We start from the raw sequence: 14,086 nt of genomic DNA, 5'->3' as shown, positions 1-14,086 counted from the left end.
AACGTCTCCCGCACGATGTCGTTGTCGCGCCCTTCCTCGCCGCCCTCGCCGAGCTTCAGGTTCTCCCGGAAGAACCGCTGCGGGAAGATCCACTGCTGGAGTTCCATCCACTGCGGCCCCATCAAGTCCTCGAGGGACTCGGGCGCGATGAACCCGTCCAGCGACATCGTCACGCTGAAGAACACCTTCCCGGCCATCAGCCCTCCACTACCGTCCGAGCGATCTCGGCGACGTAGGCCGCCAGGTTGCTCAGGGTCTGCCGGCCGCCCTCGATCGCGTGGTACTTCTCGACCGCCTGGTCACGCAGCTCCTTGGTGGGGAACACCGTGCGCATCTCGATCCGGGTCGCCGCGCCGTCGGGCTCGAACGTCAGGACCGACTCGAAGGCGTTCGGGTCGCCGCGGGACTCACCGTGCAGCAGCACGATCCGCTCCGGCGGGACGATCTCGGTCCAGGAGATCCACTCGGGGTAGTCCGTCCCGTCCGGTCCGTGCATCACGAAGTCCCACTCCCCGCCGACGCGGAACTCGAAAGCCCGCGTGGTGGTGGAGAACCCGTCCGGTCCCCACCACCGCGACAGGTGCCGCACCTCGGTGAACGCCTCGAACACCAGCTCTCGTGGGGCGTCGATGACCCGCGAGATCACGATCTCCCGGTCGGCCGTCGCCGGCTCCGCCCGCGTTTCCTGCCCTGCCCCTGCCATCGGTCATTCCTCCTGCCGTGTCTGCTTGAGGTCCTGCACGTAGGCGTCCAACCGGTCGAAGCTCTCGTTCCAGAACCGCTCGAACCCGCCGACCCACTCGTGGACCGGCCGCAGCCCGCGGGCGTCCAGGCCGTAGAGGCGCTGCTTGCCTGCCTTGCGGTCCCGCACCAGCCCGACCTCCCGGAGCACCCGCAGGTGCTTGGACGCCCCCGGCTGGGTCATCCCCAGCTCCTGGGCCAGGTCGGTCACCGGCCGCTCACCCGCCCGCAGCAGCGCCAGGATGTCCCGGCGCTGCGGCTCGGCGATCGCGTTGAAGACGTCCGACGTCGTCGCTGCTCGTGCCATGGGACGTCATCATATTCCGATATCGGCATGCGTCAAGCCGGGTCTCAGCTTCTTTTCACGACCACCCTGGTGACCGACAACGCGGCAATCGCCAAGCCGGCAACGCTCAGCGCCGCGCCGACCCACGCGGTGGAGGAGTAGCCCCAGCCGGCCGCGATGGCCAGGCCGCCCAGCCACGCGCCCGCGCCGTTCGCGATGTTCAGTGCCGAGTGGTTCGACGAGGAGGCCAGCGACGGCGCGTCCGGGGAGGCGTCCATCAGCCGGACCTGCAAGGCGGAGGCGAGGATCTGCGACACCAGGCCGATCAGGAAGACCGAGGCGAACGCGGCCACCGGCATCGTGGCCGTCAGTCCGAACAGGACCAGCACGGCGGTCACCGCGATCAGCGACCCGAACACGCTGCCCATGACCGACCGGTCCACGAAGCGGCCCCCGACGGTCGCGCCGAGAGTCATGCCCAGCCCGAACACGGCCAGCACCCACGGGACCGCGGACTCGGACAGCCCGGTGACCTCGGTGGTGATCGGTGAGATGTAGGAGTAGACGGCGAACATGCCGCCGAAGCCGATCATGCCGGTGAGCAGGGCGAACCACACCCGCGGCCGGCGGAACGCACGCAGTTCGGCGGCAGGGCTCGCGTCGTCGGCGGCGGGCACGGGCGGCAGCCACTTCGACAACGCCAGCGCGGTGGCGATCGCGATGGCCGCCACCGCCAGGTACACGGCCCGCCACCCGATCTGTTGTCCCGCGGCGGTCGCGAGCGGCACGCCGACCAGGTTGGCGATCGTCAGGCCGACCATGATCCGGGCGACCGCCGTGCCCCGCCGCTCCGCCGGCACGAGCGTGGTCGCCACCACCGCGGCGATGCCGAAGAACGCGCCATGCGGCAGCCCGGCCAGGAACCGGGCGGTCATGAGCAGTGTCACGTCCGGCGCCACGGCGGACAACCCGTTACCCAACGCCAGAGCGATCATCAACCCGATCAGCAGGCCCTTACGCGGCAGCCGCGCGGCCAGACCCGCGATGAGCGGCGCACCGACGACGACCCCGAGTGCGTAGAAGCTGATCGCGTACCCGGCGGTCGGGATGGAGATGTCGAACGTGGCCGCCATCTGCGGCAGCAGGCCCATCGTGGTGAACTCGGTGGTGCCGATCCCGAACCCGCCCAGCGCGAGCGCGCTGATGGCGGCGGTGCTGCTTCGTCCGGTCGTGGTTGGCTGGACCATCGTGGCCGTCATGAGATCGCCTTTGTCGACGTGTCCCGCATCGACAGTGACCGCGACGTATGGGCAGTAACTGAATCGATCCTACCGGCTGATTCGACGGTGTCCCCCGTGCCACTGCTCACACAGTGCGCACCCGCGGGATGCGCGCCGCGAAGGACGCGTTGGGGACATGGCGGGTGTTCTGAAAGACGCGATCGGGACGTTCAACGACATGAGCGCGTCTTTCGAGACATCGCCCGCGAGCTCGCGCTAGCCGGTCGGTGTTGGGCGGGTGAGTGACGCGACGTGGCGGCGGGTGGTGGCGAGGGCCAGGCGGGCGTGCTCGGTCGCGCCGACCTGGGCGACGAGGGTCGCACGTGGAATCTCCAGGGTGTAAGGGATTCCGGGCGGTAGGGCGGCGAGGATGCCGGCGACGTCGATGCCGCCCTCGCCGGGGGAGAGGCGTTCGAAGCGGGCGGTGTGGATGAGCCCTGCCGTGGTGGTGGGGATTTCGGCCGGGGCGTCGCAGACGTGGGCGAAGTGGAACCATTCGCGTGGCAGGTCGCGCAGTTCGGCGACGTTGGAGGCGGAGCGGGCGAAGTGCAGCAGGTCGATGAGGATGCCCGCGTTGGGACGGTCGGCGGCGCGTAGTACCCGGACCGCCTCGGTGAGGTCGGCTGTTTCCGTCCACGACGGGAACTCCAGGTCGAGCGTCAGGCCGAGTGGCCTGGCCAGGTCGCACAGTTCCGCGAAATGGTCCACCTTGCGGACCGGGTCCGGGTCGGGCAGTTGCGTTATGACGTGCCGGGCACCCAGCTCTGCGCCGGTCTCCAGGATGCGTAGGAAGTCGGCTGGTCGGTCGTGTGGGCCGATGCGGGCCAGTTCGATGTCCAGGACCTCGACGCCGGTGGCCGCGAGCCGGGCCTTGGTGGCGCGCATGAGGGCGGGGTCGGTCGCCAGCGGGTAGTGCGGTTCCTCCGCCGTCACCCGGGTCAGGCGCAGGCCGACATAGCGGTAGCCGCCGCTGGCCGCCGCGTCGACCAGTTCCGGCGGGGACAGGCTCAGTGCGGTCAGGTGGGCCAGTGAGTAGTCGTGATGGAGCTGCGGTTCGTCCCTGAGGGTGCGGAGCCGGCGCCTGCGGTGCGCGGCCATGCGTACGGGGGTGTTGGCCGTGCCGTACCCGGTGTAGCCGCCGATGCGTTGCACCACCTCGAAAAACACTCGGGAGCCGACGATCTCGGTGTAGAAGTGCAGGTATTCGCCGTCCTCGTCGCGGTCGTAGAGGATGGAGTGCTCGCGCAGCGCGGCGAGCAGATCCGGTGGCGGGGCGAGACGCGCGTCCAGGTCTTCGTAGTAGTTGTCCGGGATCCGCAGCACGGACGCGCCCAGCGCACGCACGGCCTTCGCGGCGGCGACGGCGTCGTTCGTGGTGAACGCGACGTGCTGGGGGTTGGGCACCGCGGGCGCCCAGTTGCCGCGGCGCAGCGGCGCGGTGTTGAGCGTGATCCGGACGTGGTCGCCCGCGTCGCTCGCCGCCCGGCTGTGGATCAACCCGAACGGCGCGGCCAACTCGACGGTACGGCCGGGACGCAGGCCGAGCACCGCGCGGTAGAACAACGAGGTCTGGTCGAAGTCGTCGACCGACTCGGTGAGCGAGACGTGGTCGGTTCCGGTGAGCAGGTCCGACACACATCCGTTGCCGGTTGGCGTGAAGTCGCCGAGCCAGCCGTGGTCCTCGCCGGTGCGGCAGAAGAAGATCGCGGTGCCGTCTGGTGCGGCGACCGACCGCAGGTCCGCCTCCTCGGGCTGGCGGGCGCGAGGGAGCACGGGCGCGAGCAGGCGTTCCGCGCGCCGCGCCGAACCAGCAGGGTCGCTGCTCTCCACGGCCAACGCACAGATCGAGGCCGTGCCCGGGGCGACTGTCCTGTGTGGTGCGTAGTTCAACAGGATCCTGGCCTCGCCGTGCTGCCACAGCTGGACGGGCTTGGACCGGTGCTGCCCGGTGTGGGTGAACCCGAGCCCGGTCAGCGTGTTCGCCACCTCGGGCCCCGACACGTCGTCCACGGCCAGTTCGGTGAACACGTGCCCACCCAGCCGAGGTGTCGGTGGCAGGCCGGATTCCCGAACGCTGACGGATTCCCGCAGGGCCAGTAGGGAACGCATCGCGTCGACGGCCGCGTGCCACGGGTCGGTCTGCCGGTAGACGTCGTTGAACACCTCGAGCGACAGCGGTCCTTCGTACCCGGTCGAAAGCACGTGGTCCAGGAAACCGGCGAGATCGAACGAACCCTGGCCGGGGAAAGACCGGTGGTGACGGCTCCACTCCAGCACATCCATGGTCAGCCGAGGCGCGTCCGCGAGTTGCAGGTGGAACACCTTCTCCCCGGGAATGACCCGGATCCCCGCCGGGGAGTCGCCTGTGGACAGTACGTGGAAGCTGTCGAGGCACAGGCCCAGCGCGGGATGGTCGGCACGCCGCACGATTCGCCAGGCGTGCCGGTAGGTGCGCACGAACCGGCCCCACGCCAGGGCCTCGTAGGCGATCCGGAGCCCGCGGGCGGCGGCCCGGTGGGCCAGCGTGTGCAACTGCTCGGCGGCGAGGTCGTCGTCGTCCACCGCGTCCGGCGACACCGAAGAACAGACCAGTAACGTGCTCGCACCGAGTTGCTCCAGCACGTCGAGCTTGCGCTCCGCCCGGCGCAGGTTGGCCGCGAACGCGTCCGGTGGCACGGCCTCGAAGTCGTGGAACGGTTGGTACAGGTCGATCGACAGGCCCAGCTGCGCACACTCCCGCCGCACCTGGCTCGGCGACCACGGCGACGCGATGAGGTCGTGTTCGAAGATCTCGACACCGCCGAAGCCCGCCGCCGCGGCGGCGGACAGCTTGTCCTCGAGGGCGCCGGACAGGCACGCGGTCGCGATGCCAAGACGAGGCCCCGCGACGGGGGCGTTCGGAATCGTGGTCGCTGGGTCGTGCTCGACGGTGAGCATGAGGTTCCAGCCCTTCTCACGTAGGGACGTGGACGAGCGAGTCGAAGTGGCGCAGCATGCGGTCGACGTCCGGCTCGAGGCCGGTGAACAGCCGGAAGGAGTCGGCGGCCTGGAAGACCGCCATCCGGCCGCCGTCGAGCACCCGGCAGCCGCGCGCCCTGGCCGCCGTGATCAGTTCCGTCTTGAGGGGCCGGTAGACGACGTCGGCGACCCAGAGGTTCGGGTGGAGCAGGTCGGTGGACAGGGGCAGGCCCGGATGCCCTTCCATCCCGATGGGCGTCGCGTGGGCCAGCCCGTCGGCGTCTTCCAGTGCGCCGGCGAGCGCGGCGAGCGGTTCCGCGACGGCGCGGCCAGGGCCGAACCGCGCGTCGAGTGACGCGACCAGCGCGATGGCACGCCCGTGGTCGGCATCGAAGACGCGTAGCGTGCCGGCGCCCAGGGACAGCAGGGCATGCGCGACGGCAGAACCCGCGCCTCCGGCACCGAGGACCACCAGGCGGTCCAGCGCCGCGTCCGGCAGGCCGGTGCTGACGCTGCGCGCGAACCCGGGCAGGTCCGTGTTGTGCCCGACGGCCCCGTCGCCGGTGAACACCACGGTGTTGACCGCGCCCAAGGCCTTGGCGTCGGGGGAGAGTGCGTCGAGGTACGGCAGTACGAGCTGCTTGGCCGGGTGCGTGATGTTGAGCCCGTCGAACCCGGTCAGGCGGGCCGCGGTCACGACATCGCTGACCGGCGCCCGGAGTTCGTCGAGGTCCAGCAGGCGGTACTGGTAGCGCACGCCCAATTCGTCGGCCTCGCCTTCGTGCAGGGCCGGACTGAGCGAGGTGCCGATCCCCGAACCGATGAGGCCGACGACGTAGCCGCGATCGGTGCTGTCCCGAGCTGCCATACAGCCTCCCCCGGTGCGGACGTACTAGATAGTTACTTATACGCGGCGTATTGCGTCCCTGTAAACGCTCGGCTTATGGTGCGTTCCGTTACACGGTTCGCTTGGTCCGTCTGGTGGACCTTCCCTGCTGGTGAGAGAGGCGGACGCAATGAAGCCCCGCTGGAAGTCGATCACGGCCGCCGCGGCGAGCGCGGTCGTCACCGTGGTTGCCATGACTGTCGGCGCGCACCTGTTGCCTGGCGGGGCTAATCCCGCGGGGGACAGGGATCCCGGCGCGCAGAACCTCGGTGATCCCGACTACGGCGTCTGCCGTGGCACGGACCCGAGGTGCTACCACGACTGGCACAACTTCAACCCGTCCGTCGACGGATACCGCGTGCTGCTCTACACCCGGACCGCCGGGCCCCGGCACGCGAACCTGGGCCCTGCGTTGCCCGCCGGGCTCAACCCGCCGTTGGCCGAGGCGAACGCGGTGCAGAACGCGATCGTCGCGATGGGACAGCGGTCGGGTTTCGCGGTCGACTGGACCGAGGACGTCACCCAGCTCAACACCCCGGCGCGGCTGTTCCGCTACAACGCGGTGATCTTCTTCAGCACCAGTCGCGACACGCTGGACGATCCGGCGCAGACCGCGCTGCGCCAGTACATCCGCGGTGGCGGCGGGTTCGTCGGCGTGCACAACGCGTTCGGCACCGAGTACAACTGGCCCTGGTACGAGGGGTTGATCGGCGGCGCGAACTACTACGACCACGGGGCGAACCAGCAGGCCGTCGTGCAGACGGTGAACCGGCGCGACGTGTCCACGAAGGACCTGCCGGCGCGGTGGGCGTTCACCGACGAGTGGTACAACCTCGTGCCGTTCCCGTCGAAGGTGCGGATCCTGGCCACTGTGGACGAGTCCACCATGGCCACCAAGAGGACCGCCGGCCATCCCGGCCACGGCGACGTCCACCCGATCGCCTGGTGCCAGTACTACGACGGCGGGCGGGCCTGGTTGACCACGCTCGGCCACGACGCCAGGGCGTTCTCCACCGACGGCTCCTTCCCCGGCGCCGAGTTCTTCCAGAAGTTGTTGCTCGGCGGCATCGAGTCCGCCATGGGTAAGTCCCCCTTCTGCCGCTGAGGTGACACATATGGCCAGGATCCAACGACGAGATGTGCTCAAGGGCGCCGCGGCCACGGCGGTCGGTGCCTCGCTGGCGCCGGCCTTGCCGGCGGAGGCCGCGCCACTGTCGCGATGCGACACTCCCACGGGCCGTGACTTCCCCAAGGTGGGCGGGAACCTGGGCAACCAGAACTTCTCCGCGCTCGCCGGTGTGAACAGGCGCAACATCAGAAGGCTGGGTGCCGCCTGGGTGAACCGGATAGAGGGCGGCATCAGCACCGGCAACAACGAGAGCACGGCGGTGGCCGTGGACGGTGTCATCTACATCGAGTCGGCGCCGGGCAACGTGTTCGCCGTGGACGGCAGGACCGGCGTCACGAAGTGGGTGTACCGGCAGACCCGGGGCACGCTGACCCGCCGGGGCGTCGGCGTCGGCCAGGGCATGGTGTTCACCCACGGCGCCGGTGACTGGATCATCGCGCTCGACCAGGAGACCGGCCAGGTCGTGTGGGAGAAGCAGATCAGCGAGTACGGCAACATGGAGAAGGTCGCCGTCGTCTACCACGACGGCAAGCTGCACGTCGGCACCCACGACGGCCCGCGTGCGGCCGCGCTCGCGCTCGACGCCAGCAACGGCGATGTCCTGTGGCACTTCTTCGGTGCACCCGGTCCCGGCGAGCGGGGCAACGACACCTGGGAGGGCGACTCCTGGCAGGACGGCGGCGCGACCCCGTGGATCCACCCGGCGATCGACCCGGAACTCGGGTTGGTGTACTGGACGTTCGGCAACGCACGCGGCAACAGGTCCTCACAGGACGGTTCGGCACGCGGTGGGCAGAACCTGTTCGCCAACTGCATCGTGGCGCTGGACATCGCGACCGGCGAGTACCGCTGGCACTTCCAGTCGGTGCACCACGACATCTGGGACATGGACAACACGATGGCGCCGGTACTGGTCGACACGTGGATCCGGGGCCGCAAGCGCAAGCTCGTGGTGTACGGCAGCAAGTCCGGCATGTACTTCATCCTCGACCGGCGTGACGGCTCCGCGCCGTTGGGCATCGACGAGCGGCCGGTGCCGCAGGAGCCGCGCCAGAAGACCTGGCCCACCCAGCCCTTCCCACGGCAGGGTCCGTGGACCGAGATCACCCCGGTCGCCCAGCCATTGGGCACGGCCGTGCCCGGCGACCCGAACCGGGCGGTGCCCAACTACGTGCTGGGCTCGCTGTACACCCCGCACTGGGACGTCCCCGTGCTGTCCGTTCCCGGTCACGGCGGCGCCGCGGACTGGAGCCACCAGTCCTTCAGCCACAGCACCGGTCTGGTCTACACCGGCTTCGGGTACGTCGCGGCCGCGCACTCGCTGACCGAGGCCAGCAACGGCCTCAGACCACCAGGGGAGTACCAGACGGGCGGGGTCGTCGCGGTCGACCCGAGCACGAACACCGTGCGCTGGAAGAAGCGCATGCCGTACTCGCTGGCGCACGGCAACGGGATCCTCACCACGGCAGGCGATCTGCTGTTCATCGGCCAGCCCGACGGCCACCTGCTGTGCCTGGACGCACGCGACGGCAGGGAGCTGTGGCGGTTCCAGACCGGCGCGGCGATCAGCAGCAGCCCGATCATGTACGAAGTGGACGGAGAGCAGTACCTCGCCGTGTACGCGGGCGGCACCAACATCCCGTACGGCAACTCGGCGCCGCGCGGGGACTTCCTGTGGGCGTTCAAGATCGGCGGCAATGTCCCGCCGGCACCCGCGCCGACACCACCGGTCATCCGCCGGCCGGTCCAGGGCGGGCCAGTGGAAGGCAGTACGGTCGGCCACACCATCGTGATAGGACGGACCTACGACGCGGCCACCGGCACGGTCGGCGCGACCGAGTCGACCGCCGTGAACGCGATGGCCCCGACGCACCTTCGGGTGCCCGTCGGCACCACGGTCACGTTCACCAACCACGCCGGCAACGCGAACACCCGTGGCGCCACACAGTTCTTCGAGGGGCTGTTCGACGTCCGGCTGGCGCCGGGCGAGTCGTACACGCACACGTTCGACACGCGCGGCGAGTACTTCTTCAACGACCCGTTCAGCCCGCGGTCCACCGGCAAGATCGAGGTGTACTGACCGAGTCGCCGGCGGCCGCACCCCGGGTGCGGCCGCCGGCGAGTCAGAGCCCGAGATAGATCTGCCGGACGCGGGGATCGCGGCTCAGGTCAGCCGACTTCCCCGTCATCGCGATCTCGCCGTTCTCCATGACCAGGCAGGTCTTGGTCGCCTCGAAGGTGAGCTTCGCGTTCTGTTCGACGAGGAGCAGGGCGTGCCCGGCGTCGGACAGGCGCTTGAGGACCGCGAGGATGTCCTCGATGAGCTTGGGCGACAATCCCATGGACGGCTCGTCCAGCAGAATCAGGCGAGGGTTGGACATGAGTGCGCGGCCGACCGCCAGCATCTGCTGCTGGCCACCCGACAGCGCCCCTGCCAGGCGGTGTCGCATCTCCCCGAGTACGGGGAACAGGTCGAACACCTCGGTGAGGGTGCGCAGGGTGTCGCCCTTCCACTGCCGGACGTAGGCGCCGAGCAACAGGTTCCTCTCGACCGTCAGGCCGGGGAACACGTGCCGGCCCTCTGGCACGTAACCGATGCCGTGCCGCACGACGTTGCGTGCCTTGACCTTCGTGAGGTCGTGGTCGCCGAACCGGATGGTGTCGGCGGTCCTCGGCACGAGGCCCATGAGTGCCTTCAACGTGGAGGTCTTCCCCGCGCCGTTGGCCCCGATGATGCCGACGCACTCGCCAGCACCGACGGTGAAGCTCACCGACCTGACGGCCCGCACACCGCCATAGTGGACGGACAGGTCCGACACCACCAACTCGTCAACGTTCAACGCGCCACCTCCGACTGCACTTCGGCAGCGATCTCGGCCGTGTTCATCGAGTCGCCGAGATAGGCCTCGATCACCTCGGGGCGTACGGCGACCTCGGCGGGGGTGCCCTCGGCGATCACGCCGCCGCTGGCGAGCACGGTCACCCGGTCGCACAGCGACATGACGAGCCCCATGTTGTGCTCGATCAGTACCACGGTGACCCCACTGTCGCGAATGGACCGGACGATCTCGCTCAGCTGGCCGACCTCCTGGCCGTTGAGCCCGGCGGCGGGCTCGTCGAGGAGCAACAGCCTGGGTTGGGTCGCCATGGCACGCGCGATCTCCAGCCGACGCTGGATGCCGTACGGCAGGGAGGTCGGTGCCGCGTCTGCGAAGTCGGTGAGCCCGAACCGTGCCAGCAGCTCATCGGCCCGCTCCCGCAGGTGCCGTTCCGACCGCCAGATCCCGACCGGCCAGAACAGGTACCGCCACACCGCCCACATCGACGACCGGTCGAGCGCCACGAGCACGTTGTCCAGCACGGTCATCTGCCCGAAGAGCCGCAGGTTCTGGAACGTCCTGGCGAGCCCGAGCTGTGAGAGCTGGTGTGGTCGCCGGCCGGTCACGACCTTTTCGTCGACCGAGGCCGACCCGGCGGACACGGTGTAGATGCCGGAGACGATGTTGAACAGCGTGGTCTTGCCGGAGCCGTTGGGCCCGACCACACCACGGATCTCTCCTGGCTGGACGGACATGGACACGTCCCGCAGCGCGGTCAGCCCACGGAAGTGCTTGCTGATGCCCGAGATCGTCAGCCCTGCGCCGGTACGATCCTCGGTGGACGGCAATGGCGTGAAGGACTGAAGCGCCGCTCGCTCGTCGGCCTTCCGTCGGCGCAGCGCCTTGCGCAGGCGGGACGGGATGCCGGCCAGTCCGGTCGGGGCGAACACGACCATCAGCACGACCACGACGCCGAACCCGAGCTGTGCGTAGACCGAGAAGTCGACCAGCACCTCCCGCAGCAGCGAGAGGGCCAGTGCGCCCACCACGCAGCCGATGATGCTCTGTCGCCCACCGATGATCACCATGGCGAGCAGGAGGAACATGTTCGCGATGCTGAACGTCTCCGGCGCGACATAGCGGACGAGCCCGGCGTACAGCACACCCGCGACACCGCCGTACAGGCTCGCGAGCACGAACGCGGTCATCCGCAACACCGGCACCGGGGCACCGACCGCGCCGGCGGCCAGCGAGTCGTCCCGCATCGCCCGCATGCGCCTGCCGAGCCCGGTGTGCGCGACGAACCCGGCGAAACCGAGCGCCAGCGCGAACACGATCAGCTCGAAGTAGTAGTACAGGTACTCGTTCGACATGTCGATGCCGAACAGCGGTGGGATCGGGATGCCGGAGATGCCGTCGGCGCCGCCGGTGAGGGTGCTGTTGGTGACCCAGTTCGTGAACGCCAGAGCCAGGCCGAGCGTGACGATGCCGAGGTAGTGCGACTGCATGCGCAGCGCCGGGATCCCCACGAAGATCCCGACCAGCGCGGCGGCGAGCAGCGCGAGCACCGCCGCGGTCCAGAACCCGAACCCGGCCCTCGTGGTGAGGATGGCGATGGCGTAGGCGCTGACACCGAAGAAGGCGACCTGGGCGAGGTTGATCTGGCCGCCGATCCCCATCGCCAACCCGAGCCCGACCGCCAGCAGCGCGAACACGATGGCGATGTCCAGCACGTGGATGCCGTACAGGTCCAGCCCGTACGGCAGGAACCAGGCCGCGATCCCGACGGCCGCGAAGGCGGCGACACGATACTTCATGACGCCCCCTCGCCCGCTCCGTGGCACCGGAACGCTCCGCAGGCTCCGCTCCACCGGCGCCCTCCGCGGTCGAGGTGCCGTCCTGGATATCGACGATTCGCTCCGCAAGCTCCGCTCATGCCCGGTTCACCGTCCGCTCGCCGAACAGCCCGGTCGGCTTGATCATGATGATGACCGTGAACACCAGGAACACCACCAGTTCCGAGTAGGCCTGGAATCGGCCTGCCGCGTAGGAGTCGAGCACGCCGATAGCCAGGCCACCCACGATCGCGCCCGGGATGTTGCCGAAGCCACCGAGGATGGCCGCGGCGAACCCTTTGATGCCAAGGGAACCACCCAGGGTCGGGTTGACGTAGAGCATGGGGGCCACCAGCGCGCCGGCCAGCGCCGCGAGCCCGGCGCCGATGGCGAACGCGATGGCGTTGCTGCGACCGACGTGGATGCCGACGGCCGTGGCCGCCTCGTGGTCCATCGCGACCGCCTGCATGGCCGCGCCACGCTTGGTGCGCTGGAGGAACAGTACGAGCGCGGCGGTCGCGAGTGCCGCGATACCCAGCACGACAATACTGTAGGTACGCACGCGGATACCGAAGAAGTCCAGCGGCTCGGTGTCCACAGGGGACGGCACCGCGTGCCCGGTCGCGCCCCAGATGATCGTGGCGAGTGCCTCGAGCACCATGCCGAAGCCGATCGTGCCGATCAGCATGAGGTCGAAGTCCTTGTTCTCCAACGGACGCAGCACCCGCTCGATGACGAGCCCGATCAGTCCGGTGACCGCCATGGCCACCGGGATCGAGATGAAGAACGGCACGTGGGCCGACATGTAGAAAGTGGACGCCGCGTACGCGCCGATCATGACCACCTGGCCGTGGGCGAAGTTGACCAGGCCCATGGTCCGGTAGACGATCGAGAACCCCATGGCGACGAGTGCGTAGACGGCCCCGAAACCGAGGCCGCCCACGAGTGTCTGGAAGAAGACCTCCATTTGTCAACCGGCGGATTCCGCGACGAGCTTGCCCGACTTGATCACACCGATGGACGTGGCGTGGATACCCACTCCGGTCTCGTCGAACTCGAAGTCGCCGAGCAGGCCGTCGTACTTGGTCGCCCGGATCTCGTCGGCCAGCTTCTGACCGGTGGCACCCTTCGAGTTCTTCAACGCGGTGAAGATGATGTTCGCGCCGTCGTAGGCCTTCGCGCCGTGCATCTCGGCTTCCTCGCCGTGTGCTTCCTGGTAGGCCTTGGCGAACGCACGAGCCGCCTCGTCGGTGTCGTTGCTCAGGTACGGGGAGCTGACGACCGTGCCTTCCGCGTTGGTCGCGCCGGCGGTCTCCAGATACACCGGCGTGCCCATCGGCGCCGCGCCGGCGACCGTCGCGGTGATGCCCAACTCCCTGGCCTGCTTGACGATCAGCCCGGCTTCGACCTCCTCGGTGCCGATGAACAGCACGTCAGGCGACTTCTGACGGATCGAGGTCAGCGCGGCGGAGAAGTCCTTCTGGTCCGTGGTCACGACCTGGTCGTCGACGGGGGTGATCCCGCGGTCGGTCAACGCCTTGGTGAACGCGTCGCGCTCACCCTTGCCGAACGAGCCGTTGTTGGAGATCACCGCGATGTTCTTGAAGCCCTTCTCGTCGACCAGGTACTTGGCGAGCGTCTCGTCGTAGGTGTTGCTCGTCGGGCCGTTGTAGAAGGCGAACGGGCTGCCCGCGGCCGCGATGGCGGGGGACTGGCCCGAGGTGATGTTCGGGATCTTGGCCTGCTGCAGCACCGGGATCATGGCCACGGTGACCGCGCTCTCCGCGGTGCCGATCATCGCGACGAAGCCCTCGCTCGCGAGCTTGCGCGCGAGGTTCGTGCCAACGGTCGGGTCGCCCTGGTCGTCGAACAGCTCCAGCTCGATCTGGCGGCCGTCGATGCCGCCCTTGGCGTTCCACTCGTCGGCGGCGAGTTGCGCGCCCTTCCACTCCCACTGGCCGAGCGAGCTGAGCTGCCCGCTCTGTGCGTTCACCACCGCTATCTTGAACGGGCCTTCTGAGCTCTCCTGATTGGACGATGAGCTGCCGGGTGCCGCGCACGCGCTGGTCGCGAGTGCGAGCGCGGCAGCAGAGAGGACTAACCGTTTCGTTAGTTTTGGGGACATGAAGGTTCTCACCTCGTTGTGGGATGG

Annotated in this window: 10 protein-coding genes and 3 pseudogenes; 2 read left to right on the top strand and 11 right to left on the bottom strand. The window is 69.0% G+C overall.

Translation table 11 applies throughout. The features are described 5' to 3' along the window. The 7 genes and pseudogenes from VF106_RS34500 to VF106_RS34470 all read right to left on the bottom strand — a co-directional run. Positions 1–197 (bottom strand): annotated as a pseudogene (locus VF106_RS34500) (dihydrofolate reductase family protein); the annotation flags it as partial. Beyond that, the gene (locus VF106_RS34495) at positions 197–703 is read right to left on the bottom strand and encodes an SRPBCC family protein (protein ID WP_330844124.1); all 507 of its coding nucleotides are present in this window, start codon (positions 701–703) and stop codon (positions 197–199) included. The pseudogene VF106_RS34500 and the gene VF106_RS34495, both read right to left, overlap by 1 nt. A gap of 3 nt (positions 704–706) precedes the next feature. Next, positions 707–1,048: an ArsR/SmtB family transcription factor gene (locus VF106_RS34490; RefSeq protein WP_330844123.1), complete on the bottom strand. Its 342-nt coding sequence runs from the start codon at positions 1,046–1,048 to the stop codon at positions 707–709. A gap of 44 nt (positions 1,049–1,092) precedes the next feature. After that, a complete protein-coding gene (locus VF106_RS34485) occupies positions 1,093–2,286 on the bottom strand; it encodes an MFS transporter (RefSeq protein WP_330844122.1) in 1,194 nt (397 codons plus the stop codon). Between the two features lie 237 nt (positions 2,287–2,523). Next, a pseudogene (locus tag VF106_RS34480) lies at positions 2,524–3,282 on the bottom strand (sugar phosphate isomerase/epimerase family protein); the annotation flags it as partial. A 96-nt stretch (positions 3,283–3,378) separates the two neighbouring features. Then, positions 3,379–5,244, bottom strand: a pseudogene (locus VF106_RS34475) (bifunctional sugar phosphate isomerase/epimerase/4-hydroxyphenylpyruvate dioxygenase family protein); the annotation flags it as partial. Between the two features lie 16 nt (positions 5,245–5,260). Beyond that, positions 5,261–6,133 carry a shikimate dehydrogenase gene (locus tag VF106_RS34470; RefSeq protein WP_330844121.1) on the bottom strand — a complete coding sequence of 291 codons (873 nt, stop codon included), beginning with the start codon at positions 6,131–6,133 and terminating at the stop codon, positions 5,261–5,263. A gap of 148 nt (positions 6,134–6,281) precedes the next feature. Here VF106_RS34470 and VF106_RS34465 point away from each other — a divergent pair, with 148 nt between their 5' ends. Both VF106_RS34465 and VF106_RS34460 read left to right on the top strand, forming a co-directional pair. Further along, positions 6,282–7,256 carry a ThuA domain-containing protein gene (locus VF106_RS34465; RefSeq protein ID WP_330844120.1) on the top strand — a complete coding sequence of 325 codons (975 nt, stop codon included), beginning with the start codon at positions 6,282–6,284 and terminating at the stop codon, positions 7,254–7,256. A gap of 10 nt (positions 7,257–7,266) precedes the next feature. Further along, positions 7,267–9,360, top strand: a complete 2,094-nt coding sequence (locus VF106_RS34460) for a BamB-related PQQ repeat family beta-propellar protein (protein ID WP_330844119.1) — start codon at positions 7,267–7,269, stop codon at positions 9,358–9,360. Positions 9,361–9,403: 43 nt separating this feature from the next. Here VF106_RS34460 and VF106_RS34455 read toward each other — a convergent pair whose 3' ends face one another. The 4 genes from VF106_RS34455 to VF106_RS34440 form a co-directional block, all read right to left on the bottom strand. Then, a complete protein-coding gene (locus tag VF106_RS34455; RefSeq protein WP_330844118.1) occupies positions 9,404–10,120 on the bottom strand; it encodes an ABC transporter ATP-binding protein in 717 nt (238 codons plus the stop codon). After that, positions 10,117–11,916, bottom strand: a complete 1,800-nt coding sequence (locus VF106_RS34450; RefSeq protein ID WP_330844117.1) for a branched-chain amino acid ABC transporter ATP-binding protein/permease — start codon at positions 11,914–11,916, stop codon at positions 10,117–10,119. The genes VF106_RS34455 and VF106_RS34450 overlap by 4 nt, the downstream gene beginning before the upstream one ends. 115 nt (positions 11,917–12,031) lie before the next feature. Further along, on the bottom strand, positions 12,032–12,901 hold the full coding sequence (locus VF106_RS34445) for a branched-chain amino acid ABC transporter permease (protein WP_330844116.1): 870 nt from the start codon (positions 12,899–12,901) through the stop codon (positions 12,032–12,034). A 3-nt stretch (positions 12,902–12,904) separates the two neighbouring features. Next, positions 12,905–14,059 (bottom strand): ABC transporter substrate-binding protein, encoded by a 1,155-nt coding sequence (locus VF106_RS34440; protein WP_330844115.1) that lies wholly within the window; start codon positions 14,057–14,059, stop codon positions 12,905–12,907. Positions 14,060–14,086: the final 27 nt, after the last annotated feature.

The sequence above is a fragment of the Actinophytocola sp. genome (assembly GCF_036378875.1).
Taxonomy (GTDB): Bacteria; Actinomycetota; Actinomycetes; order Mycobacteriales; family Pseudonocardiaceae; genus Actinophytocola.
The sequence above is the reverse complement of the archived record's forward strand: the minus strand, read 5'-3'. Positions and strand labels throughout refer to the sequence as shown.